Below are 26,026 nucleotides of genomic sequence, written 5' to 3'. Positions count from 1 at the left end.
GAATAATCCGGCGGGCTCATAACCCGAGACCCGCCGGAACACGCCTAACCGGCCGATGAGGTACACGAGAAGATGTTTAGTTTTATTGCCCGCCGAGTGGGGTTGCTGATACCCACCTTCTTCGGCATCACCTTGCTGACCTTCGCCCTGATTCGCCTGATTCCTGGCGATCCGGTCGAAGTCATGATGGGTGAACGCCGGGTCGATCCGGAAATGCACGCCCAAGCCATGGAACGTCTTGGCCTCAACAAGCCGCTTTATGCGCAATACATCGATTACGTCGGCAAGCTCGCTCACGGCGACCTCGGCGAATCGTTGCGTACACGGACCAGCGTCTGGACCGAGTTCACCGCACTGTTCCCGGCAACTCTGGAACTGTCGCTGGCGGCGCTGATCTTCGCGGGCATTCTCGGCTTGCTGGCCGGGGTCGTTGCGGCGTTAAAACGAGGGTCCCTGTTCGACCATGGGGTGATGGGTATCTCCCTGGCGGGATACTCGATGCCGATCTTCTGGTGGGGCCTGATCCTGATCATGTTCTTCTCGGTCACCTTAGGCTGGACCCCGGTTTCCGGGCGTATCGACCTGCTGTATGACATCCCGCCCAGAACCGGCTTCATGCTGATCGACACCCTGCTCAGCGATGAAGAGGGCGCGTTTCTCGACGCCTTGCATCACCTGATTCTGCCGGCCATCGTGCTGGGCACCATTCCGCTGGCCGTAATTGCCCGGATGACCCGCTCCTCGATGCTCGAAGTGCTGCGTGAAGACTACGTGCGTACCGCCCGGGCCAAAGGCCTGTCGCCGGCTCGCGTGGTATTCGTGCACGGCCTGCGTAACGCGCTGATTCCGGTGCTGACCGTATTCGGCCTGCAAGTCGGCACGTTGCTGGCCGGTGCGGTACTGACCGAAACGATCTTCTCCTGGCCGGGTATCGGCAAGTGGCTGATCGAAGCCATCGGCGCACGGGACTATCCTGTTGTGCAGAACGGCATCCTGCTGATCGCCTGCCTGGTGATCCTGGTCAACTTCGTGGTGGACATCCTCTACGGCTTTGCCAACCCACGCATTCGTCACCAGCGCTGAGATCATTCCTATGACCACCACTACTCCAGCGGTAGCAGTCGATCAAAGCCTGCTCTACCCCTCGCCGTACAAAGAATTCTGGCAAGCGTTCGCCAAGAACAAAGGCGCCGTTGCCGGCCTGATGTTCATGATCCTGATTGTGTTCTGCGCACTGTTCGCGCCGTGGGTCGCACCCCATGATCCGAGCGAGCAATACCGCGACTTCCTGCTGACCCCGCCGGTCTGGCTCGAAGGCGGCCAATGGCAGTTCCTGCTGGGCACCGACGAACTGGGTCGCGATCTGCTGTCGCGTCTGATCCAGGGTTCGCGCCTGTCGCTGCTGATCGGCTTGTCATCGGTTGTGATGTCGCTGATCCCAGGCATCTTCATGGGCCTGCTGGCGGGTTTCTTCCCGCGCATCCTCGGCCCGTCGATCATGCGCCTGATGGACATCATGCTCGCCCTGCCCTCGCTGCTGCTGGCTGTGGCCATCGTCGCGATCCTCGGCCCTGGCCTGATCAACACCGTGATCGCTATCGCCATCGTCTCGCTGCCTTCATATGTTCGTCTGACCCGCGCGGCGGTGATGGGCGAGCTGAATCGCGACTACGTGACCGCTGCACGTCTGGCTGGCGCAACCTTGCCACGCCTGATGTTCATCACCGTGCTGCCCAACTGCATGGCGCCGCTGATCGTGCAGGCGACCTTGAGTTTCTCCTCGGCGATTCTCGATGCCGCAGCGCTGGGTTTCCTCGGTCTGGGCGTACAACCGCCGACGCCTGAGTGGGGCACCATGCTCGCTTCGGCGCGGGACTACATCGAACGCGCCTGGTGGGTGGTAAGCCTGCCCGGCCTGACCATTTTGCTCAGCGTGCTGGCAATCAACCTGATGGGCGACGGGCTGCGCGATGCGCTGGACCCGAAACTCAAAAATGCCGCCTGAGGAGATTCGTATGTCACTTTTAGAAATCAAGAATCTCAACGTCCGCTTCGGCGACGCGACGGCGGTGCCGGTTGTCGACGGCCTGTCCATCAGCGTCGAGAAAGGCGAAGTCCTGGCCATTGTTGGCGAATCGGGTTCGGGTAAATCCGTGACCATGATGGCGCTGATGGGCCTGATCGATCACCCCGGCGTCGTCACTGCCGATTCCCTGAACTTCGACGGCAAGGAGCTGCTGCAGCTCAACTCACGCCAGCGTCGCAAGATCATCGGCAAAGACATGGCGATGGTGTTCCAGGACCCGATGACCGCTCTGAACCCCAGCTATACCGTGGGTTTCCAGATCGAAGAAGTTCTACGTCAACACTTGAACATGTCCGGCAAGGCCGCACGTCAGCGTGCCCTTGAACTGCTGGAAAAGGTAGAGATCCCCGGCGCCGCTGCGCGCCTGAATGCCTACCCGCACCAACTGTCCGGCGGCATGAGCCAGCGCGTGGCGATTGCCATGGCGATTGCCGGCGAGCCAAAACTGCTGATCGCTGACGAACCGACCACGGCGTTGGACGTGACGATTCAGGCGCAGATCATGGACCTGTTGCTGAGCCTGCAAAAAGAGCAGGACATGGCCCTGGTGCTGATTACCCACGACCTGGCAGTGGTCGCCGAAACCGCCCAGCGCGTCTGCGTGATGTACGCCGGTCAAGCGGTGGAAGTCGGCAACGTTCCCGGCCTGTTCGACGTCCCGGCGCATCCGTACAGCGAAGCACTGCTGGCGGCGATTCCGGAACACAGCATGGGCGCCGAACGTCTGGCGACCCTGCCGGGCATGGTTCCCGGCCGTTACGACCGTCCGCAAGGCTGCCTGCTGTCGCCGCGCTGCCCGTATGTGCAGGATAACTGCCGGACCCAACGCCCTGGCCTGGACCCGAAAGCCCATAGCCTGGCCCGTTGCTTCTATCCCTTGAATCAGGAGGTGGCGTAATGAGCGTCGTCTTAACCGCCCGTGACCTGACCCGTCACTACGAAGTGTCCCGCGGCCTGTTCAAGGGTCACGCGCTGGTGCGCGCCCTCAACGGCGTTTCGTTCGAGCTGGAAGCTGGCAAGACACTGGCGGTGGTTGGCGAATCCGGCTGCGGCAAGTCGACCCTGGCCCGCGCCCTGACGCTGATTGAAGAGCCTTCATCCGGTTCGCTGAAAATCGCCGGTAACGAAGTCACCGGCGCGACCAAGGAACAACGCAAGCAATTGCGCAAAGACGTGCAGATGGTTTTCCAGAGCCCGTATGCGTCGTTGAATCCTCGGCAGAAGATCGGCGATCAGCTGGGTGAGCCGTTGTTGATCAACACCAATCTGTCCGCCAAGGAACGTCGTGACAAAGTGCAGGCAATGATGGCTCAGGTCGGCTTGCGTCCTGAGCACTATCATCGCTACCCGCACATGTTCTCCGGCGGTCAGCGTCAGCGTATTGCCCTGGCTCGGGCGATGATGTTGCAGCCAAAAGTATTGGTGGCGGACGAACCGACGTCGGCGCTGGACGTGTCGATTCAGGCGCAGGTGCTGAACCTGTTCATGGATCTGCAGCAGGAATTCAACACGGCCTACGTGTTCATCTCCCACAACCTGTCAGTGGTTCGCCACGTTGCCGACACGGTGTTGGTGATGTATCTGGGCCGCCCTGCGGAAATGGGCCCGAAAGAAGAGATCTACAACCGTCCACTGCACCCGTACACCCAGGCGCTGCTGTCAGCGACTCCGACGATTCATCCTGATCCGCTGAAACCCAAGATCAAGATCATCGGCGAGCTGCCTAACCCGCTCAACCCGCCCACCGGCTGCGCCTTCCACAAGCGCTGCCCGTATGCGACCGAGCTGTGCGCCACCGACGAACCGGCCTTGCGCCTGGTAGACAACCGCCAGGTTGCCTGCCATTACGCCGAGCAGTTTGTGGCGGCGTAGGCCACTAGCCCGTAGGACCGGCTTTAGCCGGGAGAGCTTTAGCCCGTAGGACCGGCTTTAGCCGGGAGAGCTTTCTCGCGGCTAAAGCCGCTCCTACGGATTTCCCTATTAGTAAACATCCCTTCTATAACGCCCCTGCTCGATCAAATCCCCCACCGCTGGCGCGCCGAGGATTTCGATCAGCGCCGCATCGACGCCCGCCGCCATGCCTTCCAGGCTGCCGCAGATATAAATCGCCGCACCGTCCGCCAGCCAAAGACGCAATTCATCCGCCGCCTCCAGCAAGCGATCCTGCACATAGACTTTCTCGCCGTGATCCCGGGAGAACGCCAGATCCAGGCGCGTCAGCTCGCCCGATGCCAGCCACGCTTGCAACTGATCCCCGCAATGGAAGTCATGCGCCGCATTGCGCTCACCAAACAGCAGCCAGTTGCGCGTCTGCCCTTGGGCAATTCGCCCTTTGAGCAAGCTGCGCAGCCCCGCCAGCCCCGTGCCGTTACCCAGCAGAATCACCGGGCGCGGATCGTCCGGCAGATGGAAGCTGCTGTTACGCCGCACCCGCAGGCTGACCGCTTCACCCAGCGCCACATGTTCAGTCAGCCAGCCAGAACCCAAACCAAGGCTGCCATCCGGATGCAGCTCCTGACGCACGATCAATTCCAGCACGCCGTCCTGCGCAATCGACGCAATGGAGTATTCGCGCATGGCCAGCGGCACCAAGGCATCGATCAACGCCTGAGCGTGCAGCCCGACCAAATGCGCGCGATGTTGCGGCAACTGGCGACTGGCCAAAGCAATCTCGATGCTTTCTGCCAGACCGCCGACCTTGACCGAAGTGTCGCCCGAGATGCCCAGACCCGCGAGAAACTGCTGGATCGCCCCATGACTGTTGCGCGGCAGGATTTCCACCAGATCGCCCGCTGCCCACGTCATGGAAGGCGGCGGCGTCAGGCCCAGCAAGAACACTTTCGATCCGCTGCTGCCAGGGTTCAGATGCTCGCGCTGACAAAGGGTCCAGTTGTCATAGCTTGGCGCCTGCCACAACGTGGACGGCGTGCTGCCGGTCAAGTTGCCCAACTGCTGCTGCCATTGCTGCAGGGCGGCGGGATCGGCGCTGTCCACTTCAACCGAAGCGAACAGCGTGTTGCCGCCGCGCTCGGCGAGCCAGTCATGCAAACGGCGGGCAAATGCGCAGAAGTGCTGATATTGCCGATCGCCCAAACCAAGCACTGCGTAATTGAGATTGCCCAGCGTCAACTGACTGCCGAGCAACTTGCGCTCGAAACCCCGGGCGCTGTCCGGCGCTTCGCCGTCGCCAAACGTGCTGACCACAAACAATGCGTTCTGGCTCTGGCGCAAATCCCGTTCAGTCACATCCGCCAGACGCTGCACCTTGACCGGCATACCGGCGGCCTGCAATTGGCCCGCAGTCTGCCAAGCCAGTTGTTCGGCAAAACCGCTCTGGCTGGCAAAGCCGATCAACCACGCAGGCGCGTCAGTGGCAGCCGGAGCCGCTGAAACAGCACCCCGCGCACTGCGCACTTCTTTCTTCTTGCGGCGACGGTCCAGATACAGCAACCAACCGGTAATAAAGAACAGCGGCATCATCAGCGCCGCAGCGGTCATGATGATCCGCCCGACAATGCCGAAGTAACTGCCGACGTGCAGCGCATAGTTGCTGATCAGCAACTGGCCGCCGAGGCTTTTTTCCGCGTAACGGGAAACTTCACTGACCTTGCCGGTGGCCGGATCAAGGGTGATGGTGTTCAGCGCGCGCGGGTGCGGCGAGTCCTTGAGCAGGTAGAAAATCGTCGCCTGCTGACCTGCGACGTTCGGCAGGCGAATGTTGTAGCCCGCCAGATCCGGGCCAGCCGCAGTCTTGATGCTGTTCCACACCGCGACATAATCGACGGTCGGCAACGGACCTTGCGGCGCGCCTTTGCCACCCGGACGGCCACCGCCGCCACCTTTGCGCTGCTCGCCCGCAGGTGCGTCACCCAGCAAACGGGTCATGCCATCCTTGACCCAGTCATAGGACCAGGTCAGACCGGTAATCGCGAACAACAGGTAAAACACCAGGCACCAGGTGCCGAACACCGAGTGCAGGTCCCAGTTGAAGCTGCGGCCTTTCTTCGCCCAATCCAGCGTCAGCCAGACTCGCCAGTTCAAGGCTTTGCGCGGCCAGCGCAAATAAAGGCCGGACAAGCAGAAGAACACCAGAATCAGCGTGCAGGCGGCAGTGACTTGCTTGCCGTACTCGCCCAGCGCGAGAAAGCGGTGCAGCTTGAGGACGAAATCGAAGAAGTCCGCGCCGGTGGCGTCAGGCTTGAGGTCGCCGGTGTACGGATCGAAGTTGCGCATCGGCCCGCGTCGCTCGCCCGGCGCCGGGGTGAAATACACTTGCGCGGCTTTATTGCCGACGGTTTCAACCCGCAGGATCGCGACGATCAGCCCGGTGGTGGACTCCAGCTTGCGCACCAGTTCAACCGGCGGCAATTGCTCGCCACGCTGTTCGACGTACAAGGCATCGGGATTGGTCCATTCAAGGATTTCATCCTCGAAGGAATAGATCGCCCCGGTGATCCCCATCAGGGCCAGCACCAGACCGGCCGTGATTCCGAAGAACCAATGGACTTGAAACAGGACTTTCTTCAACACCCGTGCTACCTCGTTCTCATTCATCCGTCGCGCCGCGCAGTATGCTCCAAACGGAAGACGTTCTCATTTGCTAACTGCCACCCAATCCCGACCGCGCAGCAAACGTAAACCCTGTACCGGTATTCATTTGCTTGAAGCACTCCCCACACAACCAAAAGCCCCGCCAACCAGAACGGTCAGCAGGGCTTGGGTAACACTTCAAATCAGAAGTGGAAATTGGCGCTCATCAACGCGGTACGGCCAGCGGCCATGTGCGCGTAGTGAGTGGTGAACACCTGATCGTAATAACGCTTGTCGGTCAGGTTTTGCACGTTCAGTTGCAGGTCGACGTTCTTGGTCAGGGCGTAGCTCGCCATGGCATCGTAACGCCAGTAGGAAGGCACCTCGACCGAGTTGGCTTCGTTGCCGAAACGCGAATCGACGAAGGTTGCGCCGCCACCGATGGTCAGCTTCGGAATCAGCTCGTAGGTCGACCACAGGTTGAAGCTGTTACGCGGCGTGCTCGGCATGTGATTGCCTTTGTCCGCTGCCAGCGTGGTCTTGACCAGCTCGCTTTCCATGTACGTGTAGCCGCCGTAAACCTTCCACTTGCTGGTGATCTTGCCGGTGTAGGTGAACTCGAAGCCGTCGACACGTTGCTCGCCATCCAGCACCTGGAACGTGGTGTTATCCGGGTCGGTGATGCGGGCGTTGGTTTTTTCGGTGCGGAATAAGGCAGCGGTCAGCGACAGGTCATCGCCGAAGAAGTCCCACTTGGTGCCCAACTCGTAGTTACGGTTCTTTTCCGGTTCAAGATCGTTGTTGGCCGCGGAAATTTCCAGGCCGCCGTTACCACTGGTTTCGCCGGACGGGTTGCTGGAGGTCGACCAGGCCGCGTAAATGGTGCCGTTAGGCAGCGGCTTGAAGACCAGGCCCACCTGATAGTTCCACAGCTGGCTGGTGTTTTCGCGCTTGAAGTTGCCAGCAACGGTGTTGCGACCGGCAGTGGCGAAGCCGCTGGACTTGACCTCGTAGTCGTCATAACGCAGGCCGAGGTTCAGCGACCATTGCTCGTTGAACTTCAGGGTATCGAACACATAGGCAGCGCTGGTTTTGGTGTCGGTATCGGTGTAGGCCAGGTTGTCCGTGATGGTGCCGTTCCATGCGTCTTTCGGCGTCGGGTTATACAGGCTGGTGCAGTCGCCGGAGCGGAGCAGCGCTGCCGAGCAAATGCTCGGAATAGTGCCGCCCGCCGCGTTAAGCACGCTGTAATTGCGGTTGTGCGTGTCCTGATACGAGAACTCGACGCCGGTTACCAGGCTGTGATTGATAAAGCCGGTGTCGAACCTGGCGCTCAAATCGGTCTGGTTGACGAGGCCGCTGGAGGTCGAATTACGGCTCTTGGCCGAACGCGACAGCGTGCCGTTGGCGACGTTGCCACGGCTGTCATCCGGGTTGGTGACGATGTAGTCCAGGGTCGAGCGCGACATGCGGAAGCTGTTGGACAGGGTCAGGTTGTCGTTCAGATCGTGCTCGATCCGGAACGTGCCGCTGTCGTTCTTGCTCTTGCGATAGTCGCGGTCGGTCAGGCCGTAGAAATTGCTTTCGTTGACGTGAGCTGGCTTGTCGACAATGTACTTGCTACGACCGGTGGTGGAAGTCAACGGGATGCCGTAGTCCGGCATGTCGTCAGTTTCCAGGTGGTAGTAATCGAGTTTGACGCGGGTGTCGGTGCCCAGGCCGAAAGCAAATGATGGCGCCACGCCCCAACGGCTGACGTCGACGTTATCGCGACCGGCAACATTGGCGTCGTGCTTCATCAGGTTCAGACGGAACGCCGAGGTGTCAGTGAGCTGCTGGTTCAAGTCAGCGGTGTAGCGTTGAGTCTGGTCGGAACCAAAGGTGTAGCCGCCGTTATAGGCGTTGCCCAGGTGAGCGCCCTTGGTGATCAGGTTCAGGCTGCCGCCCGTGGAACCGGCGCCAGTGAACGCCGAACCCGGGCCTTTGCTGATTTCTACCGATTCAATATTGAAGATTTCCCGGCTTTGCGCCGCAACGTCACGCATGCCGTCGATGAACACATCACTTTCGGCGTTGAAGCCACGAATGATCGGGCGGTCAGCGTTCGGGTTGCCGCCCTCGCCTGCACCAAAAGTGATGCCCGGCGTGGTGCGCAGCGCGTCAGCCAGGCTGGTGGCGGCGGTGTCGCGAATTACTTGTTGTGGAATCACCGTAACGCTTTTTGGCGTCTCGCGCAGTGGCGCGGTGTACTTCCTGGAGGCCGATTCTTCGGTCTTGTAGCTCGCGTCCTGTTCGCCATTGATGCTGGTTGCCCCCAGCGAAATGGCTTTTTCATCGGTGCTTTCTGCGGCGTGGGCCATATGGCCGGCCGACATTGCAGCGATGGCAACGCCCACTGCCGAAGCGAGTGAACGTGGCTGAACAGCAGTGGATTGTGGTGATTGACGCGACATGTTGGTTCCTTCCCCAAGGAGTTGAGGCGGCGGAATATAGGGTAAACAAGTATTTGTAGCAATTGAGATACATTACTATTCGCGAAAAACTTACATTCTTTACATTTGGAATTTACGAAATTTTCATCTTCATTGACGTAGGTCGCCGTTCAGGGTTTTACACAGTCAATAAGAATCACTACCATTCGCTCCCTCTCCTGCACACGGTGCTGCGCCATGCTGCTACACATCCCCGGCTTGTTCGACCGCGACGAAGTGGCGCGCATCCGTCAGGCACTGGAAGCGACGGACTGGGCCGACGGCAAAATCACCGCCGGTTACCAATCGGCCAAGGCCAAGCACAACCTGCAGCTGCCCGAAGGCCATCCGCTGGCGCTGGAAATCGGCACCGCCATGCTCGAACGCTTGTGGGCCAACCCGCTGTTCATGTCGGCAGCACTGCCCCACAAAGTCTTTGCGCCGCTGCTGAACTGCTACACCGCGGGCGGCAGTTTCGATTTCCATATCGACAATGCCGTGCGCCAATCCAAAGGCAGCATCGAGCGAGTGCGGACGGATTTGTCGAGTACGCTGTTTTTCAGTGACCCGGATGAATACGACGGCGGCGAGCTGGAAATCCAGGACACTTACGGCATCCAGCGCGTCAAGCTGCCAGCGGGCGACATGGTCTTGTATCCCGGCACCAGCCTGCACAAGGTCAACGCGGTTACCCGTGGCGCCCGTTATGCGTCGTTCTTCTGGACACAAAGCCTGGTGCGCGAAGACAGCCAGCGCACGCTGCTGTTCGAGATGGACAACGCGATCCAGAAGCTGACCCAGGACGTGCCCGATCATCCGTCGCTGATCCAGTTGACCGGCACTTATCACAACCTGCTGCGCCGCTGGGTCGAGGTCTGACCCATGAGCTGGAATCTGCAACGCAAGGAAGAACTCGACGGCGACCAACTGCGCGCCATGCTCGCCGACCATCCGGCCAAGGCCGCCCAGGCGATCATCGGTGCGGCGGCGGACAACGTCGTCGATGCCCAGGCATTGCTGGGGCAGATTCTGCTGGATGGCAAAGGCATTGAACGCGATCCGCAACTGGCGCTGGTCTGGTTCGAGATCGCCGCGCGCAACGGTCACGTGATGGCGCGCAACATGCTGGGCCGCTGCCTGGAGCATGGCTGGGGTTGCAGCGCCGATGCTGCCAAGGCCGCCGCCCACTATGAAAAGGCCGCCAAGGCAGGTCTGGACTGGAGCCTCTACAACCTGGCGAACCTGCTGGCCACCGGACGCGGCGTCGCGCAGAACCAGCAACGCGCGTTGCAGTGTTACCACCGCGCCGCGCAGATGGGCCATGCCAAATCCATGAACCTGCTGGGCCGCTATCTGGAAGATGGCCTGTTCTGCCAACAAGACCTGCCCGCCGCCTATGACTGGTATCGCCGCTCAGCCGAGGGCGGCGACTTTCGCGGGCAGTTCAGCCATGCCGCCGTGCTGGCTGATCACGGCATGACTGATGAAGCACTCAGCTGGCTGCAACTGGCCCTGGAAAACGGCAACCTGAATTTCCTGCGGGTCAGCCGTTCAGTCCTGTTGTCGTCGACCAACCCGCAGATCAGCGCGCTGGCCGTGGATTACCATCGCCGCGCGGCAGAACTGGGCGACGAAACCGATGCTCAGCTTTTCCAGACACTGTGCAATTCCCGAAGGTAATCGACCAGTTCGTCTGAATGGTGCAGGAAGTCTTCGGCCCGCTGGATGACGTCCGGACTAGCTTCCAGCACGTTGTCGAAAAAGTAACTCACCGCAAAAACCAGCTTGCTGATTTCGTGCACATAACCGGCTCTGGATTTATCCACGTCCAGAACCGCGCAAAACTCGTCGAGGCAATCGCGGAGTCGCTGGGCTTCTGCGTCCGTCGAAGTTTCGAGTCGCGTCTGCAACTCTGCTATCGGCGCGAAAACATCATCGATGGGCGACGTCTCAAGGGACAAAAGGCTCGCGTCCAGGGTGCTGAGGTAGGTCCTGACCAAAGCAGACGCGTCCAGCAGCAGATTGGCGACTTCCTCCTGGTATTGCAGGCAAGCCGCACTTTCCTCGGCAGTCCTCTCGGGCTTGTCCAGCAAGAGAATGGCTTGCTGATAAGGGGCAATGTCGATCTTGCCCAGGCCTGCGCCGATGCCGATGATCAACTCCGTGGCAGCTACGTCCACGGCATTTACCTTGTCCAGTAACGCCTGCAATTGTTGCCTCAATGACGGCCAGTACAGCTCACCCGGCGTGCTGGCGAGGCGGGTCATCTCACGGCGATGTTTCTCAAGCATGTCGATATCCGGCAACGGACACGCATCCAGCATTCCTGCCGACAAAACCTCATTGGTGACTGTCATTGGTCCACCTCCGCAACCGCATGGTTAAAGGCTGTCAATAAATCCTGACTGTGTTTCCTGATTTCGACCCAGCACTGGATCATCGCCTTGAGCCGGGCGACGAAAACCACCAGATAAACCGCATCGTCCATATGGCTAAGCCGTCGGGCGGAGCTGTCGATGTAGGCCAGGACCAGTATCCACAGGCTTTCCAGATTGGAGGCGCCAGACGCAGCGGCACTCATGCGCAACCCCAGATCCTGGACATCGGTTTGCAGGCTGAGCAGCGCGGCGATCAGCGCATGGTTATGGCGAATCTCTTTCTGCACCTCGCGCTTGCGCGCCAACAATGCTTCCAGCTGTGTTTGCGGCGAAGCCTCGGCGCCGGGAATGAGCAGGCTCCCGGCAAATGACAGCAGGCTCCATTGGCGCTCCAGAAAATCTTCGAAACTGTCAGCGTGTTGCTGGATCTGGCGATTGAGTTCGTCCAGTTCCTGATTCAAATCAGCAAGGGCGCTGTCCTTGCGATGGCGCTGCATCAGGGTCAGCGTCAAGCCGACTGCCGGTGCGATGCGGGTTTTAAGCTCAGTCTTGAACGAGCTTATGCCGGAGCTGACCTGGGTGGTGGTGCGGCTGCACTCGCGAATGACAATGCGCATGTCTTCCACCAGCGCAAGCAGCGTTGGCGCGCGGCTTTTATCCCGCGCAGTCAATTCCATGCGCGGGTGACCCGCCATATCCAGCGCATCGACGTCGCCAACCACGCCTATCGCATTCTGGAAACCTTCCAGGCCCTCGATAAAGCTGATCAGCGTTTGCCCGCTGCTTTTCAATGCATCGGAAAACACCACGAGGTCCGAGCCAACCGCCTTCATGCCACTCTCGATTGCCGGCCAGCCGTGAGCATGACGCTTGACCGACTGATGCAGGTTTTGCATTTCCATGGGTTCAAGCCCGGGGACGCCGGCAACCTCATAACCGAGGAATTTTTTCACCTGCGCTAGTTCGCACGGCAACTCCAGCGCAGAAGCGACATAGCGCTTGATGGCCCGGACATCCGTATCGGTCACGAGCAGACCCGGGGATCGACCTGCAGAAGTTTCGCGTCGGGTGCGGGTATTTATATAGTGCGTACTTATTTCGTTGAGTCTTTCGACCGTTAGTTCATCGTGTGCAAGCATATGACTCATCCTTGTATATCGGCGCACTCTTGACGCTAATGATTATATTTTCCAGCGGGCGGCAGCTTACTTAACGAACCTGACAACAAAGCACTAACATACTACCGACACAGCACACGATAACGACTCAATTGTTCAACGGTACAATATCCAACTCCATTACACACTTTTCCTACACACTCAATCCAACTAATTAACTGACACCCATTCAAAACAGCTGCTAACTTTTGTAACAGCCACGCAAATATACCCTTAACCCAAGACTGTCACTTCATGACTCAAGGAATAGACATGACACCTGTAAAGACCGAGATCTCGCAAAGCCTGATGAACGAAGTCACCACAGGCTTTATTAATGTTGTCTCAAGCGCCAGCCCGGAAGTCACTCGTGCTCCGGGGCTCCTGGCAACCGCCAAGGACATGCAGGCGCTTAGAAGCTTTGCTGCCTACGCGAATGCGCTTCCACAACGCCTGGACCAGGTCAAATATTTACTCGGCTACGATGAAAGCGGCGTCCCTGGACTTGAACCAAAGGACATTCTGAATTTGTATAACGACACTCAGAAAACCGCCGATCTGTGGCCTCACCTCGAAATAAACATGAAAAACGTGAGCGCCGGTCTTGGCGTGTTCGCGGACAACCTGAAGAGTATCGGTAATGATGTAATTGCACAGATCCAACGCTTTGATAGCTACTCTACTGATGGCGTCGTTGACGATTACAAAAACGTCCCCCTTGACTCCATTCCCCACTCGCCCCTGCTCGCCAGCGACGCAAAAAAAGTCTCGACCCTGGAAAGCTTTATCAACGAGTTGAAAGGTCTTGTCGAAGAGCAGAAAAACCAGGCCGCCGACGTCAAGGAAAGGATCACCGATTACAAGTATGAATTGACGGATCTGGCCGCCAAGGTTGGGCTCAAACGCAAGCTCTGCCTGACCGCTGCCAAAGGCATGGATTCGAGCGACCTGAACGAAAAGATCGAATCGCTAAACACCCGCATTGCCGAGCAGCAGCGCACTTATGAAACCTACTGTCGTTACATCTGGGTCGGCGCATGGTGGGGACTTCCCGGTCTCGCGGTCAGCGGAGGCATTTATGGATTCAAGGCATATGACGTTTCAAACGGTATTGAACGGCTGATCGCAGAGAAACAGCAATTGAGCAAGAAGTTGGAATCCGGCAAAGTGGCCAACTCCCTCACAACCTTTGAAACCAGCCTGCAAGATCTATCCTTGCGTATTGACGGCGCGGCCAGTGGTGCGGCAAATCTGCAAGAACTGTGGACGACCATAACGACCTACATCATGAGCGCGGCAAAGCGGTTCAAAGATACCAGCAACGCTACTTTGCTGACGGTACTCGTTTCACGGCTGACCAATCTGATTTCAAACTGGCAAACCGTCAAACTAAAATCCGAGCTATTGCAGAGCGCATTTGAGTATTCCGCCGAACAACTTTAATCATTTCAATTCACCACGCCGCTTATCACTAAACACTTAGAGACCGCACCACTATGCCTACTATATTTGACCCAATTCAGCTTGACCTTGAAACGATTCGTTCGTGCAGGGACAGTATCAAAACTCATGTGCTTGACCTTGACGGCCTCTATCTGCCAACACTTCAGGAAAAGGTACGAACGCTGGCGACCGATATTAATGAAGCGGACGATCAGGCCCGATCAACCCTTGCCTTGCTACCCGCCGCACTACAGGTCCGCGCGATTCAATCCGCTTTGAATATATTAATCAAGGAGGCCGCGCAGTCCGGGCCGGTGCCAGCGCAACATGTGGCAGAGATGAACAGCTATCTCGAAGATGCACTCAGCCAGACGCGCGAGCATTACAACGTTCTTTCCATGCGCCTCGACAACTTGCGCGCGTTTGATACCGGAAATATCACCGACCTGCAAGGCAGTCTTAATCAGCAACTTGAGATACAACAGACGGCATTGAATGAAACCGAGAACAAACGCGACCGATACACCGGCGATAAACAGACCCTCAACGCGGCCATGTCAGTAATAGAAGACAAAAATCTGATTGATCAATTTATCCCGCTGCTTGACGCGTTCACCAAGCTCGACCCAAGAAGCCCCCAAGCATCCCTGGTCAGAGCGGCCGTGGTCAGCGTGCAGAATATTCTGCGGATGGCGAGCGAATCAGTGAAGTATGTAGATATGGTTGAGGCCAGAGCAAAAGTACAGGCAGAACTGAATTCGATCGCAAAGGAACTAGGCGACATCAAGCCGCGCATTAAATCCCTGGAGCAGCGAATTCAGCAGTTGAGTACTGCCCAGGCCCTTGAGCAAAACGTGGCGCGCTATGAGGAGCAAGTCAGGAAAATCTGCACCGCGCTGCTCATCTTCATCAACGCGCAACAAGCGCCTTCGAACGTGAGCATCGTCGAGGATGTCGAAGCGTTTGTTGCCAACGCCAGGGCGCTATCGGACTACGTGACTGATCTTCGCGCTCGCTGGAAATAACAGCGAGGTCGAAAATGCAAAAAACCCGCGATCACTCGCGGGTTTTTTATCAGCCGTAACGCTTAAACGTAAAACGATTTCAGCGGCGGGAAGCCGTTGAACTCAACGGCGCTGTAGCTGGTGGTGTAGGCGCCGGTGGACAGCCAGTACAGGCGGTCACCGATGGCCAGGTTCAGAGGCAGGCCGTACTTGTAGTTTTCGTACATGATGTCGGCGCTGTCGCAGGTTGGACCGGCAATGACCACTTCTTCCATTTCGCCTTTCTTCTCGGTCCAGATCGGAAACTTGATGGCTTCGTCCATGGTTTCGATCAGGCCGGAGAATTTGCCCACATCCGTGTACACCCAACGCTCGACGGCGGTACGGGATTTACGCGCGACCAGCACCACTTCGCTGACCAGGATGCCAGCGTTGGCGATCAGCGAGCGGCCTGGTTCCAGAATGATTTCCGGCAGGTCATCACCGAAGTCTTCTTTCAGGAAGCGGATGATTTCTTCGGCGTAGGTTTCCAGGCTGTTGGTGCGGGTGATGTAGTTGGCCGGGAAGCCACCGCCCATGTTGATCAGCTTGAGGATGATGCCGTCTTCTTCTTTCAGACGTTCGAAGATCACTTTGACCTTGGCAATCGCCGCGTCCCAGACACTGATGTCGCGCTGCTGCGAACCCACGTGGAACGAGATGCCGTACGGCACCAGGCCCAGGTCGCGGGCGAGGATCAGCAGGTCCATGGCCATGTCGGTCTGGCAGCCGAATTTACGCGACAGAGGCCAGTCAGCCGTGGTCGAACCTTCGGTCAGGATACGCACGTAGACTTTTGAGCCCGGTGCGGCCTTGGCGATGTTGCGCAGGTCGGCTTCGGAGTCGGTGGAAAACAGGCGCACGCCCTTCTCGTAGAAGTAGCGAATGTCCTTGGATTTCTTGATGGTGTTGCCGTAGCTGATGCGGTCAGCGCTGACGCCGCGGTCCATCACCTTGTCCAGCTCATAGATAGAGGCGATGTCGAAGCTCGAGCCTTTATCCTTGAGCAGGTCGATGATTTCGACAGCCGGGTTGGCCTTGACGGCATAGTAGATCTTGGCGAAATCGAAGCCTGCGCGCAGGTCATCGTAGGCCTTGCTGATCATCGCGGTATCGATGACCACGAATGGGGTTTCTTGCGTGTCGGCAAACGCCTTCATCTTGTTGAAGGTGTCGCGCTGGAAATAGTCTTCGACCTGGATCGGCATGCGGAAACTCCTACTGGCAAACTGCATTAATCAATGGGTGCGAGGCGTGTCTCCACGCGCTCAACGAACGCCCTCAGTATCCCCACTTTGGTTCGCCTACTTCCCAAGGCTGTTCGCCGAAAGCAAAAAGACCATATGGACGCGGTTAGCGCATTCCCTATGGCCTTGCTGTCTCGTCGTCAGTACTTGAGCCGGATGGATCGTTTCCAGCATGGACGTTCGGCGCGAACTTTAGGACGTGAGGAGCTTGAGATCAACAAAAAATGTCGCATTTTTACCCGTTTTTGCCTGATCGGCAGCTGATCGCGTTCCCACACCCGTAGTAACGGACCTGTGTGACAGGATGATGTTCATTCTGTAGGTGATTGTAGGACCGGCTTCAGCCGGGAGGACGGAACGTCTGACGACTGAACGGCTATGGATGTACCGGCATCCTCCCGGCTGAAGCCGCTCCCACGGGATGACCGTATTCCACCTGTGGGAGCGAATTTATTCGCGAAGAGGTCGCGACAGACTCCGACTATCTCGCTGACTGAACCGACGTCTTCCCGGATAAATCCGGTCCCACACTTGAATCGCGCTTCTACGCGAAGTTGTTCGTGAGGCAATGGGCCTGATCAGCCAGTAGCAACATATCGCCAACAAGTTGGCCCCTACCACACCATCCAGGAAAATACTTTTAGCTTCTAGGTAAACGAAATTAGACAGCGCTAATCCTGCACTAAACATTCTAAAAACCTGTAAGTTCTAACAGTACCACCCGACAGACAACCCCAATAAAGTCGTGATCGAATCCTTCCAAAAATGAAGGCCAAGTTTACGAGGCATAGCATGAGTACGTTTATTAAGGAAAAATCATTCAGAGCCACGTTAAGATCCGTACATCCAGACTACCCGGCGGCCTTTGATTTTTCGAAGATAATTTCAGAAATTGAACTCCCGAAAGACTACCAGTCATCCGGAAATTTTATGGAAGCCACCCTGAAAGGCACGGAACGGTGTGGGTATCTGACAGCCACCACCTGCCCTCGAGGCGCTCAGAATCCGATGCCTATTCAGCAGTTCTGGTTTCTGTATCGAGAGTGGGACGACGGATCAAGCAGCTATGAAATAAAAATCAAAGATGCCCTTATCATTAACAACAAAGAAGTCTTCAGGAACATTGTCATTGGCAGACGACAGATTTATAGTGTACAGACGATGAGCCACCATAGTGTAGATTTCTATGTAGCCCCCTCCACTACTGAAAAAATAGTTTCAGGCTGGAAATTAGTACCACTCAACAATAGCGAGTTCACGCCAAGCGTAGCTGAAATCGGCCCGGTCTATATAACCGCGCCAAATGGCAATACGCTTGGCGTTAATGAACGACAGAACTTTGGAGAACAATGGTGGGCGTATGTAGCCTGTTCCAAACAGAGCGAACCACTGCTTATCAATAAAACAGTTATTGTTCCAGTGATAGTGAACATTCTTGAAACCGATATTTCCGATCCGACGGCGTAATTGCCGTTTAGTGGAAAATGGCTGACCGGCTCGTGCTGGCTGTCGAAGCGCGATAACGGCAGCACACGATGCCTCTCGTTGGAGCGAGGCTTGCCCGCGAATGAGTCATTGAGGTGCAGCAGACACACCGCATGATCGTTCTTCGCGGGCAAGCCGCGCTCCAGCGGGACCGGTTTTCATACGAAAAATGTCACTATTGCGAAGGACCGGTCTGAATCTTTTGTGCGAAATGTCCTAGACACTCCCGCCCCGCTTGCGCCTGCCCATTCCTGCAACTAGCCTGCGCCCTGCCATTGAAAACTCAGTGGATGGGTGTGAGAGCCCGGTGATCAGAAGCCGCATTAACCTGTCAGTCCATCATCGATATTCAGATATCGATGAATGCGTTATGGCAGCTGTGTGCAGGCAGACTTCGGTCTGACCGGGTCCCTTCTGCCGGTCTCTCACCCTGTGCATAGCTGCCACCCTCTACCGCGTGAGAGCGACAGGTGTTGGCGCAAAAGGAAGGAATTCTATCTTGATCAACAATGCCCCAGAACCGCCCATGAACCTCGAAGAAAACCTGGTGCGCGTGTCAGAACTGCTGCGTTGCGCAGCCGCCACCGCCTACGAAACCTGCGATCAACTCACCGGCCAGAAACGCGACCTGGCGTGTTCGGTGATGCATCTGGTCGAAATGGCGCAGGGTCTGGTTGAGCGATCGTTGACGAGCGTCGAAGCGCGATAGAGCACGCCTGATTACACCGGGATCCGTAGGACTGGCTTCAGCCGGGAGGAGGCCGGTACATTCGCAGCAGTTGCGTCGTCAGAACTTGCGCCCTCCCGGCTAAAGCCAGTCCTACGGATTCCGTGTGCTGACCGACATCGCGGTGTACGCGACACAGTGAAATCCTCCGCTGGTCTCGCGTCGGATTTGGATCCAGGGAGCGAACTTGTTCGCGAGGCGTCGACCTATCTATCGCAAGATCGCAAGGAATGACGCCTTCGCGGGCAAGTTCGCTCCAACGACCCTCAGCCCTGCGCTTCAGCCACAACGTCAGCCGGAGAAGTAATACTCGTCTTGCCACCACGCGAACGGCCTGAACTCAGGTATTCGGCGATGGACTCCTGGGTGACTTCACCGAGGAACACGTTTTCGGCATCCAGCACCGGCAGCCATGAGCGGTTGAACTCGTACATGCGCGACAGCAGGATGCGCAAGTGTTCGTCGTAAGCGGCGGTGGCGTTGAATTTCTGCAGGAATTGCAGGCAGTTGCCGGTCTGGCGATGCAGGTCGCGGCGACGTACGTAACCCATGGCCTTGTTTTCGCTGTCGGTGACGACGATGTAGCGACGGTCGTTTTCGTCCATGACTTCCAGCGCATCGACGACCGGGGTTTCCGGGCTGACCGAGGGCGCGTTGTCGGCGGCGTCTTCGGCCTTGACCAGCAACAGGCGCTTGAGGGTGCTGTCCTGGCCGACAAAGCTCGACACGAACTCGTCTGCCGGGTGCGCCAGCAAGGTGTCCGGGTGATCGAACTGGATCAGTTTGCCCGCACGGAAGATGGCAATTTTGTCGCCCATCTTGATGGCCTCGTCGATGTCATGGCTGACCATGATCACGGTCTTGTTCAGCGCACGCTGCATCTCGAAAAATTCGTTCTGGATCATTTCGCGGTTGATCGGATCGACCGCGCCGAACGGTTCGTCCATCAACAGCAGCGGTGCGTCAGCGGCCAGTGCGCGGATCACGCCGATGCGCTGTTGCTGGCCACCGGACAGTTCACGCGGGTAGCGATTCAGGTATTGCTTGGGTTCCAGCTTGATCATGCTCATCAGTTCGCGAGCGCGGTCGTGGCACTTCTGTTTATCCCAACCCAGCAGGCGCGGAACAATCGTGATGTTTTCTTCGATGGTCATGTTCGGGAACAGACCGATCTGCTGGATCACATAGCCGATGTTGCGACGCAGGGTCACTTCATCCAGGCCGGTGGTGTCTTCGCCATTGATCAATACTTTGCCGGAAGTCGGCATGATCAGGCGGTTGATCATTTTCAAGGTGGTGGACTTGCCGCAGCCCGATGGCCCCAGAAAGACGCAGATCTCACCTTCATTGACGGTCAGGCTTACCGAGTCGACGGCTTTGACTTCTTTGCCGTTGCTTTGAAAAATCTTGGTCAGGTTTTGAAGTTCGATCATTTGAGCAATCCTTTTGGAGTCAGCGTGCGTTGCAGCCATTGCAGGAGCAGGTCGGCGAAGATGGCCAGAAGACTGACCAGCACGGCGCCGACGATCAGCATCGACATATCGCTGCGGCTGATTGAAGCAAGAATAAGTACACCCAGACCGCCCGCGCCGATGGTGGCGGCGATGGTCATGACGCCGATGTTCATCACGACGGCAGTGCGCACGCCAGCGAGAATCACCGGCACGGCAATTGGCAGTTCAACCATGCGCAGGCGCTGGCCGAAGGTCATGCCGATGCCTTTGGCGGCTTCGCGAATACCCGGTTCGACGCCGGTCAGCGCCAGATAGGTGTTACGCATGATCGGCAATAGCGAATACAGGAACACAGCGGTGATTGCTGGCATCGGGCCCAGGCCCTGACCGAACTTGGAGTAGAACGGCAGCAGCAGCCCGAATAGCGCAATCGACGGCACCGTCAGCAGTACCGTGGCGCTGGCTTGCAGCGGTCCGGCGAGTACCGGAAAGCGCGTCATCAGCACGCCCAATGGAACACCCACAACAATGGCCAGGGTCACGGCGATCCCGACCAGCGTGATGTGCTGCCAGGTAAGGTGCAGGATCAACGGCCAGTCCAGATGGGAGAAGGTACTCAAGAAATTCATGTCTTCTCCTTAATCAGTTCAATGGGTGCTGGCGCAGGAAATCTGCGGCAACAGCAGAGGGGCTTTCGTGATCGACATCGATGCGGGCGTTGAGGTCGATCATGGTCTGACTGTCCAGCAGATCCGCCAGCGGTTTGAGCAGCGTGGCGATTTCCGGGTGAGCATCCAGATACTCCTGACGAATCACCGGGGCAGCGGTGTAGTCCGGGAAGTAATGCTTGTCGTCCTGCAATACTTTGAGTTTGAAGGCGTTCAAGCGACCGTCGGTTGTATAGACGAGGCCGGCGAAGACTTGCCCGTTGCGCAGCGCGGTGTAGACCAGACCGGCGTCCATCTGCCGGGTGTTTTCACGACTGAGATTCATGTCGTAATGCTTGACCATGCCAACCAGACCGTCGGAACGGTTAGCGAACTCAGTGTCCAGCGCTACGATATGATTCTCTTTGACTTCGTCCTTGAGCACTTTCGTCAGGTCAGTCATGTTGTTGATCTGCGGGTATTGTTCGGCAATTTTCCGCGGCAATGCCAGCGCGTAGGTGTTGTTGAACTTCGACGGCGAAAGCCAGGCCAGGCCTTTTTTCGCATCGAGTTCCTTCACCCGGGCGTAGGTTTGTTCGCTGTCGAGTTTTTCATCGACATGGTTGTAGGACACCAGCGAGACACCGGTGTATTCCCACAACATGTCAAGCTGACCGCTTTCCTGTGCACTGCGCGCCAGATTACTGCCCAGACCGCCAGTGATTTGCACCTCGTAGTTTTTGGTACGCAAATATTGCGCGGTTAATTCGGCCAGTATGGTCTGCTCGGTAAATACCCGGGCACCAATACGCAGCAGCGGCTTATCCGCTGCCTGGACAAATGCCGGGAACAGCATGGCAAAGCCTAGAAACAAGCATAATTTTTTCATTGGAATTCCTTTCGCTCAGCGAGTCAGGCCGCGTTCCAGCCAGATACGACTGGCAAATGTCACCAGGCCATCTAGCAGCAGCGCGAGCAAGGCGGTACACACCGCGCCCAGCAGCAATTGCGAATGATTGTTCAAGGCGATGCCGGGGAAAATCAGGCTGCCGAGACTGTTGGCACCAATCAGGAACGCCAATGGCGCGGTCCCGACGTTGATTGCCAGCGCCACACGCACACCACCGATGATGATCGGCACGGCATTGGGCAGCTCGACACGCATCAGCACCTGGCTGGGCGTCATGCCGATACCGACGGCGGCTTCCTTGAGTGAACCCTGAACGTTTTTCAGGCCTTCGTAGGTGTTGCGCACGATGGGCAGCAACGAGGCCAGGAACAGCGCGAAGATGGCAGGTCCGCTGCCGATGCCGAGGATACCCAGGGCGATGGCCAGAACCGCGAGAGGAGGAATGGTGTTACCAATGTTGAAGATCTGCATGAAGCGCTCGGCGCGGCCAACCATGCTGGGTCGACTGAGGGCAATGCCCGCCGGGATCCCGACCACAAGGGCCGCCAACATTGAAACCAGAACCAGAATCAGGTGAGCTTGCAGATAAAACAGCAGGTCATCCTGGTATTGCTTGATGGTACTTATGCCGATCCAGTGGATCAGCAGGGCCAGGAGTGCGATAACAACCGCACCTCCAATCAGCCCCTTGCCATAGCGATTAGCCACAGGCGGACTCCTTATTTCAGTCGGCGAACGCGTTGCCGTTGATCGACCATTGCGGGCCATCAAGGAATAACGTTCGCGAAGAGCAGCGGGTGGGTCGCCGTTGAGGGTTAAACCTCGGCGAAAACACAAGCCATTAGCGCAGCTTCGTCAAGCCAACTCGTTGATTTTGCAGACCCTGACGGTGGTTGTATCAGGGGAATGGACGTCTCCACGGTCTGAAAGGTTCCCACATAAGATGGTAATTGGCCACCGCGCATGTGCTGAACGGTTCGGTTATTGCATCGAGATAGGCTATAATCTGCGCCCTTTTTTGACTCACCTGCCAGGCGATTTCCCATGACCCACCAGGCCGCCGAAGTCGCGAAACGCCGCACTTTCGCCATCATTTCCCACCCGGATGCGGGCAAGACCACCATCACCGAGAAGCTGCTGCTGATGGGCAAGGCCATTTCCATCGCCGGCACGGTGAAGTCTCGCAAGTCCGACCGCCATGCGACATCCGACTGGATGGAGATGGAGAAACAACGGGGTATTTCCATTACCACCTCGGTCATGCAGTTCCCGTATCGCGATCACATGATCAACCTGCTCGACACCCCGGGCCACGAAGACTTCTCGGAAGACACCTATCGCACCCTGACTGCGGTCGACTCGGCCCTGATGGTGCTCGATGGCGGTAAAGGCGTTGAGCCACGGACCATCGCGCTGATGGACGTTTGCCGTCTGCGCGACACGCCTATCGTCAGCTTCATCAACAAGCTGGACCGCGACATTCGAGACCCAATCGAGCTGCTGGACGAGATCGAAGCCGTCTTGAAGATCAAGGCTGCGCCGATCACCTGGCCGATTGGTTGCTACCGCGACTTCAAGGGTGTTTACCACCTGGCCGACGACTACATCATTGTCTACACCGCCGGTCACGGCCATGAGCGCACCGACGTCAAGATCATCGAGAAGCTCGATTCGGACGAAGCCCGCGCACACTTGGGCGACGAGTACGACCGTTTCGTTGATCAGCTGGAACTGGTTCAGGGCGCTTGCCATGAATTCAACCAGGAAGAGTTCATCAACGGTCAGCTGACGCCGGTGTTCTTCGGCACGGCCTTGGGCAACTTTGGTGTCGATCACGTGCTCGATGCCGTGGTGAACTGGGCGCCGATGCCGTTGGCGCGGGTTGCCAACGAGCGCACCGTGGAGCCGGTCGAAGAGAAATTCACCGGTTTCGTGTTCAAGATCCAGGCAAACATGGACCCAAAGCACCGTGACCGGATCGCGTTCATGCGGATCTGTTCGGGCCGCTATGACAAGGGCATGAAAATGCGCCATGTGCGTCTGGGCAAGGAAGTGCGCATCGGTGATGCACTGACGTTCTTCTCATCCGAGCGCGAAATGCTTGAAGAAGCCTACGCCGGCGACATCATCGGCCTGCACAACCACGGCACGATCCAGATCGGCGACACCTTCACCGAAGGTGAAAACCTCGGTTTCACTGGTATCCCGCACTTCGCCCCGGAGCTGTTCCGTCGCGTACGCCTGAAAGATCCGCTCAAGTCCAAGCAATTGCGTCAGGGTTTGCAGCAACTGGCCGAAGAAGGCGCCACGCAGGTGTTCTTCCCGCTGCGCAGCAACGACATCATTCTCGGCGCCGTGGGTGTGCTGCAGTTCGATGTGGTCGCCAGCCGCTTGAAGGAAGAATACAAAGTTGAATGCGCCTACGAGCCGATCACGGTGTGGTCAGCGCGCTGGATCGAATGCACTGACAAGAAGAAGCTCGAAGAGTTTGAAGTCAAGGCCGTGGAAAACCTCGCGCTGGACGGCGGCGGTCACCTGACCTACCTGGCGCCAACCCGGGTCAACCTGGCCTTGATGGAAGAGCGCTGGGCGGACGTGAAATTCCGCGCAACGCGTGAGCATCATTAAGCAATAACCGTTACGTTACCGTAGGACCGGCTTTAGCCGGGAGGTGGTTGTTACATTCGCTGCATTTGCTTCGTCAGAGATGCCGCCCTCCCGGCTAAAGCCGGTCCTACGGGCTCGTTTATTTCACCACCATCCCCACGCCCCTGCCCCGTGGATCGGACGCTGTCTCCAGCTTCGTGCCATCAATCCTGATCGCCTGCACATTGCCCATTTCCCAACCCTGATCCTCAAGCTTATAGCCCATGGCCTTGAGGTCTTCGGCGGGTTTGCCGGTCAGCGGCGCGTAGGCGTCGTAGTAAATGGTGTCCTTGGGCAGCAACTGGTGATGCACCCGTTGCGCGCCGACGGCTTCCTTCAACGGCAGCTTGTAGTCATAGATATTGTTCAGCACCTGAAAGATCGAGGTGAAGATCCGCGAGCCGCCCGGCGTGCCCAACACCAGTGTCACTTCGCCGTCGCGGGTCACCAGGCTTGGGCTCATGGAAGACAACATGCGCTTGCCCGGCTCGATGGCATTGGCGCTGCCGCCCACCACGCCAAAGGCATTGGCCACGCCCGGCTTGGAGCTGAAGTCGTCCATTTCGTCGTTGAGCAGGAAACCCGCGCCTTTTACGACAACGCCGCTGCCGTAATCCCAGTTCAGGGTGTAGGTATTGCTGACCGCGTTGCCCTGTTTGTCGACGATGGAGAAGTGCGTGGTCTGATGCGGCTCAAGGCCGGGCTTGATGTTTGCCGTAGGTGAAATGGCCGTCGGGTTGATCTCATGGGCGCGCTTGGCGAGGTACGCCTCGTCGATCAGTTCGTTGACCGGCACCTTGGAGAATTCCGGATCGCCCAGATAATCCGCACGGTCGGCAAACACGCGCTTTTCGATTTCCGCCAGCAGATGGATATAGCGCGCCGAGTTGAGTTCGACGCCTTTGAAGTCGTCGGCGCGCTGTTCCTTGATGCCGATCAGCTGCGCCAGTGCGACGCCGCCGGAGCTGGGCAATGGCGCGGTATACAACGTGTTGCCGCGCCAGTTCACGTGCAGCGGTTTGCGCCAGACGGCTTTGTAATCCGCCAGATCCTGTTTGCTGATCAGGCCGTTATCGCGCTGCATCTGCGCCACCAGCAAGTCAGCGGTCTGGCCGCCGTAGAATTCTTTCGCGCCCTTGTCGGCGATGCGTTCGAGGGTCTTGGCCAGCTCCGGCTGACGCAGGGTCTCGCCGACTTTCATGTTGCCGAAGTAATCATTGAAATTGGTCGTGCCGTTGAACAGTTCCAGAGCCTCCTGGCGATACATGTATTGCTTTTCGGCGACCTTGAAGCCGTTCTGCGCGTAACCGATGGCCGGGGTCAACAGCTCGGACCACGGCAACTTGCCAAACTTCTGATGCGCCTCCCACAAGCCCATCACCGTGCCCGGCACGCCCACCGCGCGGGCGCCGACCAGGCTCATGTTTTCGATGACTTCGCCTTTCTCGTTCAGGTACATATTGCGCGAGGCAGCTTTCGGCGCAGTTTCCCGGTAATCGAGAAAGTACGGTTTGCCGTCCATGAACAGGGTCATGAAGCCACCGCCGCCAATGTTCCCCGCTTCGGGATAAGTCACCGCCAGGGTGAAGGCCGTCGCCACGGCAGCGTCCACGGCATTGCCGCCTTTCCTGAGAATCTGTGCCGCGACTTCGGCGCCGTATTGGTCCGGCGCAGCCACCGCGCCGCCTTCCAGAGTGACGGCGAACGCCGCCGACGAGCTGACAATGGCCACCGACAAAGCCAGTGTCTTGAACATGACGAGTCGCATAACGCTTCCTTATTATTTGCAGAACTGACGGCAC

21 protein-coding genes are annotated in these 26,026 nt (G+C 57.7%); 11 read left to right on the top strand and 10 right to left on the bottom strand.

What is annotated here, in order from left to right; all coding sequences use genetic code 11:
- The first annotated feature begins 72 nt into the window (after nucleotides 1–72).
- The 4 genes from AABC73_RS04240 to AABC73_RS04225 are packed head-to-tail and all read left to right on the top strand — an operon-like array spanning nucleotide 73 to nucleotide 3,958.
- Nucleotides 73–1,083 (top strand): ABC transporter permease subunit, encoded by a 1,011-nt coding sequence (locus tag AABC73_RS04240; RefSeq protein ID WP_341522592.1) that lies wholly within the window; start codon nucleotides 73–75, stop codon nucleotides 1,081–1,083.
- A 10-nt stretch (nucleotides 1,084–1,093) separates the two neighbouring features.
- Nucleotides 1,094–2,005 carry an ABC transporter permease subunit gene (locus AABC73_RS04235; RefSeq protein ID WP_020293117.1) on the top strand — a complete coding sequence of 304 codons (912 nt, stop codon included), beginning with the start codon at nucleotides 1,094–1,096 and terminating at the stop codon, nucleotides 2,003–2,005.
- A 10-nt stretch (nucleotides 2,006–2,015) separates the two neighbouring features.
- A complete protein-coding gene (locus AABC73_RS04230; protein ID WP_020293116.1) occupies nucleotides 2,016–2,984 on the top strand; it encodes an ABC transporter ATP-binding protein in 969 nt (322 codons plus the stop codon).
- On the top strand, nucleotides 2,984–3,958 hold the full coding sequence (locus AABC73_RS04225) for a peptide ABC transporter ATP-binding protein (protein ID WP_065831461.1): 975 nt from the start codon (nucleotides 2,984–2,986) through the stop codon (nucleotides 3,956–3,958). Before AABC73_RS04230 ends, AABC73_RS04225 begins: the two co-directional genes overlap by 1 nt.
- 108 nt (nucleotides 3,959–4,066) lie before the next feature.
- Here AABC73_RS04225 and AABC73_RS04220 read toward each other — a convergent pair whose 3' ends face one another.
- Both AABC73_RS04220 and AABC73_RS04215 read right to left on the bottom strand, forming a co-directional pair.
- Nucleotides 4,067–6,613 (bottom strand): sulfite reductase flavoprotein subunit alpha, encoded by a 2,547-nt coding sequence (locus tag AABC73_RS04220; RefSeq protein ID WP_341524170.1) that lies wholly within the window; start codon nucleotides 6,611–6,613, stop codon nucleotides 4,067–4,069.
- Between the two features lie 206 nt (nucleotides 6,614–6,819).
- Complete coding sequence (locus tag AABC73_RS04215) at nucleotides 6,820–9,069, bottom strand: TonB-dependent siderophore receptor (protein ID WP_341522591.1); 2,250 nt, start codon at nucleotides 9,067–9,069, stop codon at nucleotides 6,820–6,822.
- A 216-nt stretch (nucleotides 9,070–9,285) separates the two neighbouring features.
- On the opposite strand from AABC73_RS04215, the gene AABC73_RS04210 reads away from it, so the two are divergent.
- Nucleotides 9,286–9,966: a Fe2+-dependent dioxygenase gene (locus AABC73_RS04210; RefSeq protein WP_341522590.1), complete on the top strand. Its 681-nt coding sequence runs from the start codon at nucleotides 9,286–9,288 to the stop codon at nucleotides 9,964–9,966.
- A 3-nt stretch (nucleotides 9,967–9,969) separates the two neighbouring features.
- Nucleotides 9,970–10,767, top strand: a complete 798-nt coding sequence (locus AABC73_RS04205) for a tetratricopeptide repeat protein (RefSeq protein ID WP_341522589.1) — start codon at nucleotides 9,970–9,972, stop codon at nucleotides 10,765–10,767.
- On the opposite strand, the gene AABC73_RS04200 is transcribed toward AABC73_RS04205, so the two are convergent.
- Together AABC73_RS04200 and AABC73_RS04195 are read right to left on the bottom strand one after the other, a co-directional pair.
- Nucleotides 10,731–11,444: a hypothetical protein gene (locus tag AABC73_RS04200; RefSeq protein WP_341522588.1), complete on the bottom strand. Its 714-nt coding sequence runs from the start codon at nucleotides 11,442–11,444 to the stop codon at nucleotides 10,731–10,733. The genes AABC73_RS04205 and AABC73_RS04200 overlap by 37 nt on opposite strands.
- Nucleotides 11,441–12,604 (bottom strand): alpha-xenorhabdolysin family binary toxin subunit A, encoded by a 1,164-nt coding sequence (locus tag AABC73_RS04195; protein ID WP_341522587.1) that lies wholly within the window; start codon nucleotides 12,602–12,604, stop codon nucleotides 11,441–11,443. Before AABC73_RS04195 ends, AABC73_RS04200 begins: the two co-directional genes overlap by 4 nt.
- Before the next feature lie 291 nt (nucleotides 12,605–12,895).
- Here AABC73_RS04195 and AABC73_RS04190 point away from each other — a divergent pair, with 291 nt between their 5' ends.
- Nucleotides 12,896–14,065 carry an alpha-xenorhabdolysin family binary toxin subunit A gene (locus AABC73_RS04190; protein WP_341522586.1) on the top strand — a complete coding sequence of 390 codons (1,170 nt, stop codon included), beginning with the start codon at nucleotides 12,896–12,898 and terminating at the stop codon, nucleotides 14,063–14,065.
- A 53-nt stretch (nucleotides 14,066–14,118) separates the two neighbouring features.
- Nucleotides 14,119–15,090, top strand: a complete 972-nt coding sequence (locus AABC73_RS04185) for an alpha-xenorhabdolysin family binary toxin subunit B (RefSeq protein WP_341522585.1) — start codon at nucleotides 14,119–14,121, stop codon at nucleotides 15,088–15,090.
- 62 nt (nucleotides 15,091–15,152) lie between these two features.
- Here AABC73_RS04185 and AABC73_RS04180 read toward each other — a convergent pair whose 3' ends face one another.
- A complete protein-coding gene (locus AABC73_RS04180) occupies nucleotides 15,153–16,316 on the bottom strand; it encodes a type III PLP-dependent enzyme (protein WP_331149304.1) in 1,164 nt (387 codons plus the stop codon).
- Nucleotides 16,317–17,147: 831 nt separating this feature from the next.
- Between AABC73_RS04180 and AABC73_RS04175 the strand changes: the two genes are divergently transcribed.
- Both AABC73_RS04175 and AABC73_RS04170 read left to right on the top strand, forming a co-directional pair.
- Nucleotides 17,148–17,822 (top strand): hypothetical protein, encoded by a 675-nt coding sequence (locus AABC73_RS04175; RefSeq protein WP_341522584.1) that lies wholly within the window; start codon nucleotides 17,148–17,150, stop codon nucleotides 17,820–17,822.
- Between the two features lie 517 nt (nucleotides 17,823–18,339).
- A complete protein-coding gene (locus tag AABC73_RS04170) occupies nucleotides 18,340–18,549 on the top strand; it encodes a DUF3077 domain-containing protein (protein ID WP_341522583.1) in 210 nt (69 codons plus the stop codon).
- Nucleotides 18,550–18,833: 284 nt separating this feature from the next.
- Here AABC73_RS04170 and AABC73_RS04165 read toward each other — a convergent pair whose 3' ends face one another.
- The 4 genes from AABC73_RS04165 to AABC73_RS04150 are packed head-to-tail and all read right to left on the bottom strand — an operon-like array spanning nucleotide 18,834 to nucleotide 22,286.
- Nucleotides 18,834–20,000, bottom strand: coding sequence for an ABC transporter ATP-binding protein (locus AABC73_RS04165; RefSeq protein WP_341522582.1), 1,167 nt, complete (start codon nucleotides 19,998–20,000; stop codon nucleotides 18,834–18,836).
- The gene (locus AABC73_RS04160; protein WP_341522581.1) at nucleotides 19,997–20,650 is read right to left on the bottom strand and encodes an ABC transporter permease; all 654 of its coding nucleotides are present in this window, start codon (nucleotides 20,648–20,650) and stop codon (nucleotides 19,997–19,999) included. Before AABC73_RS04160 ends, AABC73_RS04165 begins: the two co-directional genes overlap by 4 nt.
- 13 nt (nucleotides 20,651–20,663) lie before the next feature.
- Nucleotides 20,664–21,557 carry a glycine betaine ABC transporter substrate-binding protein gene (locus AABC73_RS04155; protein ID WP_341522580.1) on the bottom strand — a complete coding sequence of 298 codons (894 nt, stop codon included), beginning with the start codon at nucleotides 21,555–21,557 and terminating at the stop codon, nucleotides 20,664–20,666.
- Between the two features lie 15 nt (nucleotides 21,558–21,572).
- Complete coding sequence (locus AABC73_RS04150; protein WP_341522579.1) at nucleotides 21,573–22,286, bottom strand: ABC transporter permease; 714 nt, start codon at nucleotides 22,284–22,286, stop codon at nucleotides 21,573–21,575.
- A gap of 336 nt (nucleotides 22,287–22,622) precedes the next feature.
- On the opposite strand from AABC73_RS04150, the gene AABC73_RS04145 reads away from it, so the two are divergent.
- Nucleotides 22,623–24,206, top strand: a complete 1,584-nt coding sequence (locus AABC73_RS04145; RefSeq protein ID WP_341522578.1) for a peptide chain release factor 3 — start codon at nucleotides 22,623–22,625, stop codon at nucleotides 24,204–24,206.
- A 118-nt stretch (nucleotides 24,207–24,324) separates the two neighbouring features.
- On the opposite strand, the gene ggt is transcribed toward AABC73_RS04145, so the two are convergent.
- On the bottom strand, nucleotides 24,325–25,992 hold the full coding sequence (ggt, locus tag AABC73_RS04140) for a gamma-glutamyltransferase (protein WP_341522577.1): 1,668 nt from the start codon (nucleotides 25,990–25,992) through the stop codon (nucleotides 24,325–24,327).
- Nucleotides 25,993–26,026: the final 34 nt, after the last annotated feature.

The organism is Pseudomonas sp. G.S.17 (assembly GCF_038096165.1).
Taxonomy (GTDB): domain Bacteria; phylum Pseudomonadota; class Gammaproteobacteria; order Pseudomonadales; family Pseudomonadaceae; genus Aquipseudomonas.
This window is presented reverse-complemented; position numbering and strand designations above follow the sequence as displayed.

Coding starts and splice junctions, on each gene's coding strand:
- AABC73_RS04185 (WP_341522585.1), top strand. CDS start 14,119: ATGCCTACTATATTTGACCCAATTCAGCTTGACCTTGAAACGATTCGT.
- AABC73_RS04195 (WP_341522587.1), bottom strand. CDS start 12,604: ATGCTTGCACACGATGAACTAACGGTCGAAAGACTCAACGAAATAAGT.
- AABC73_RS04145 (WP_341522578.1), top strand. CDS start 22,623: ATGACCCACCAGGCCGCCGAAGTCGCGAAACGCCGCACTTTCGCCATC.
- AABC73_RS04235 (WP_020293117.1), top strand. CDS start 1,094: ATGACCACCACTACTCCAGCGGTAGCAGTCGATCAAAGCCTGCTCTAC.
- AABC73_RS04175 (WP_341522584.1), top strand. CDS start 17,148: ATGAGTACGTTTATTAAGGAAAAATCATTCAGAGCCACGTTAAGATCC.
- AABC73_RS04165 (WP_341522582.1), bottom strand. CDS start 20,000: ATGATCGAACTTCAAAACCTGACCAAGATTTTTCAAAGCAACGGCAAA.
- AABC73_RS04210 (WP_341522590.1), top strand. CDS start 9,286: ATGCTGCTACACATCCCCGGCTTGTTCGACCGCGACGAAGTGGCGCGC.
- AABC73_RS04230 (WP_020293116.1), top strand. CDS start 2,016: ATGTCACTTTTAGAAATCAAGAATCTCAACGTCCGCTTCGGCGACGCG.
- AABC73_RS04155 (WP_341522580.1), bottom strand. CDS start 21,557: ATGAAAAAATTATGCTTGTTTCTAGGCTTTGCCATGCTGTTCCCGGCA.
- AABC73_RS04205 (WP_341522589.1), top strand. CDS start 9,970: ATGAGCTGGAATCTGCAACGCAAGGAAGAACTCGACGGCGACCAACTG.
- AABC73_RS04215 (WP_341522591.1), bottom strand. CDS start 9,069: ATGTCGCGTCAATCACCACAATCCACTGCTGTTCAGCCACGTTCACTC.
- AABC73_RS04160 (WP_341522581.1), bottom strand. CDS start 20,650: ATGAATTTCTTGAGTACCTTCTCCCATCTGGACTGGCCGTTGATCCTG.
- AABC73_RS04225 (WP_065831461.1), top strand. CDS start 2,984: ATGAGCGTCGTCTTAACCGCCCGTGACCTGACCCGTCACTACGAAGTG.
- ggt (WP_341522577.1), bottom strand. CDS start 25,992: ATGCGACTCGTCATGTTCAAGACACTGGCTTTGTCGGTGGCCATTGTC.
- AABC73_RS04200 (WP_341522588.1), bottom strand. CDS start 11,444: ATGACAGTCACCAATGAGGTTTTGTCGGCAGGAATGCTGGATGCGTGT.
- AABC73_RS04240 (WP_341522592.1), top strand. CDS start 73: ATGTTTAGTTTTATTGCCCGCCGAGTGGGGTTGCTGATACCCACCTTC.
- AABC73_RS04190 (WP_341522586.1), top strand. CDS start 12,896: ATGACACCTGTAAAGACCGAGATCTCGCAAAGCCTGATGAACGAAGTC.
- AABC73_RS04180 (WP_331149304.1), bottom strand. CDS start 16,316: ATGCCGATCCAGGTCGAAGACTATTTCCAGCGCGACACCTTCAACAAG.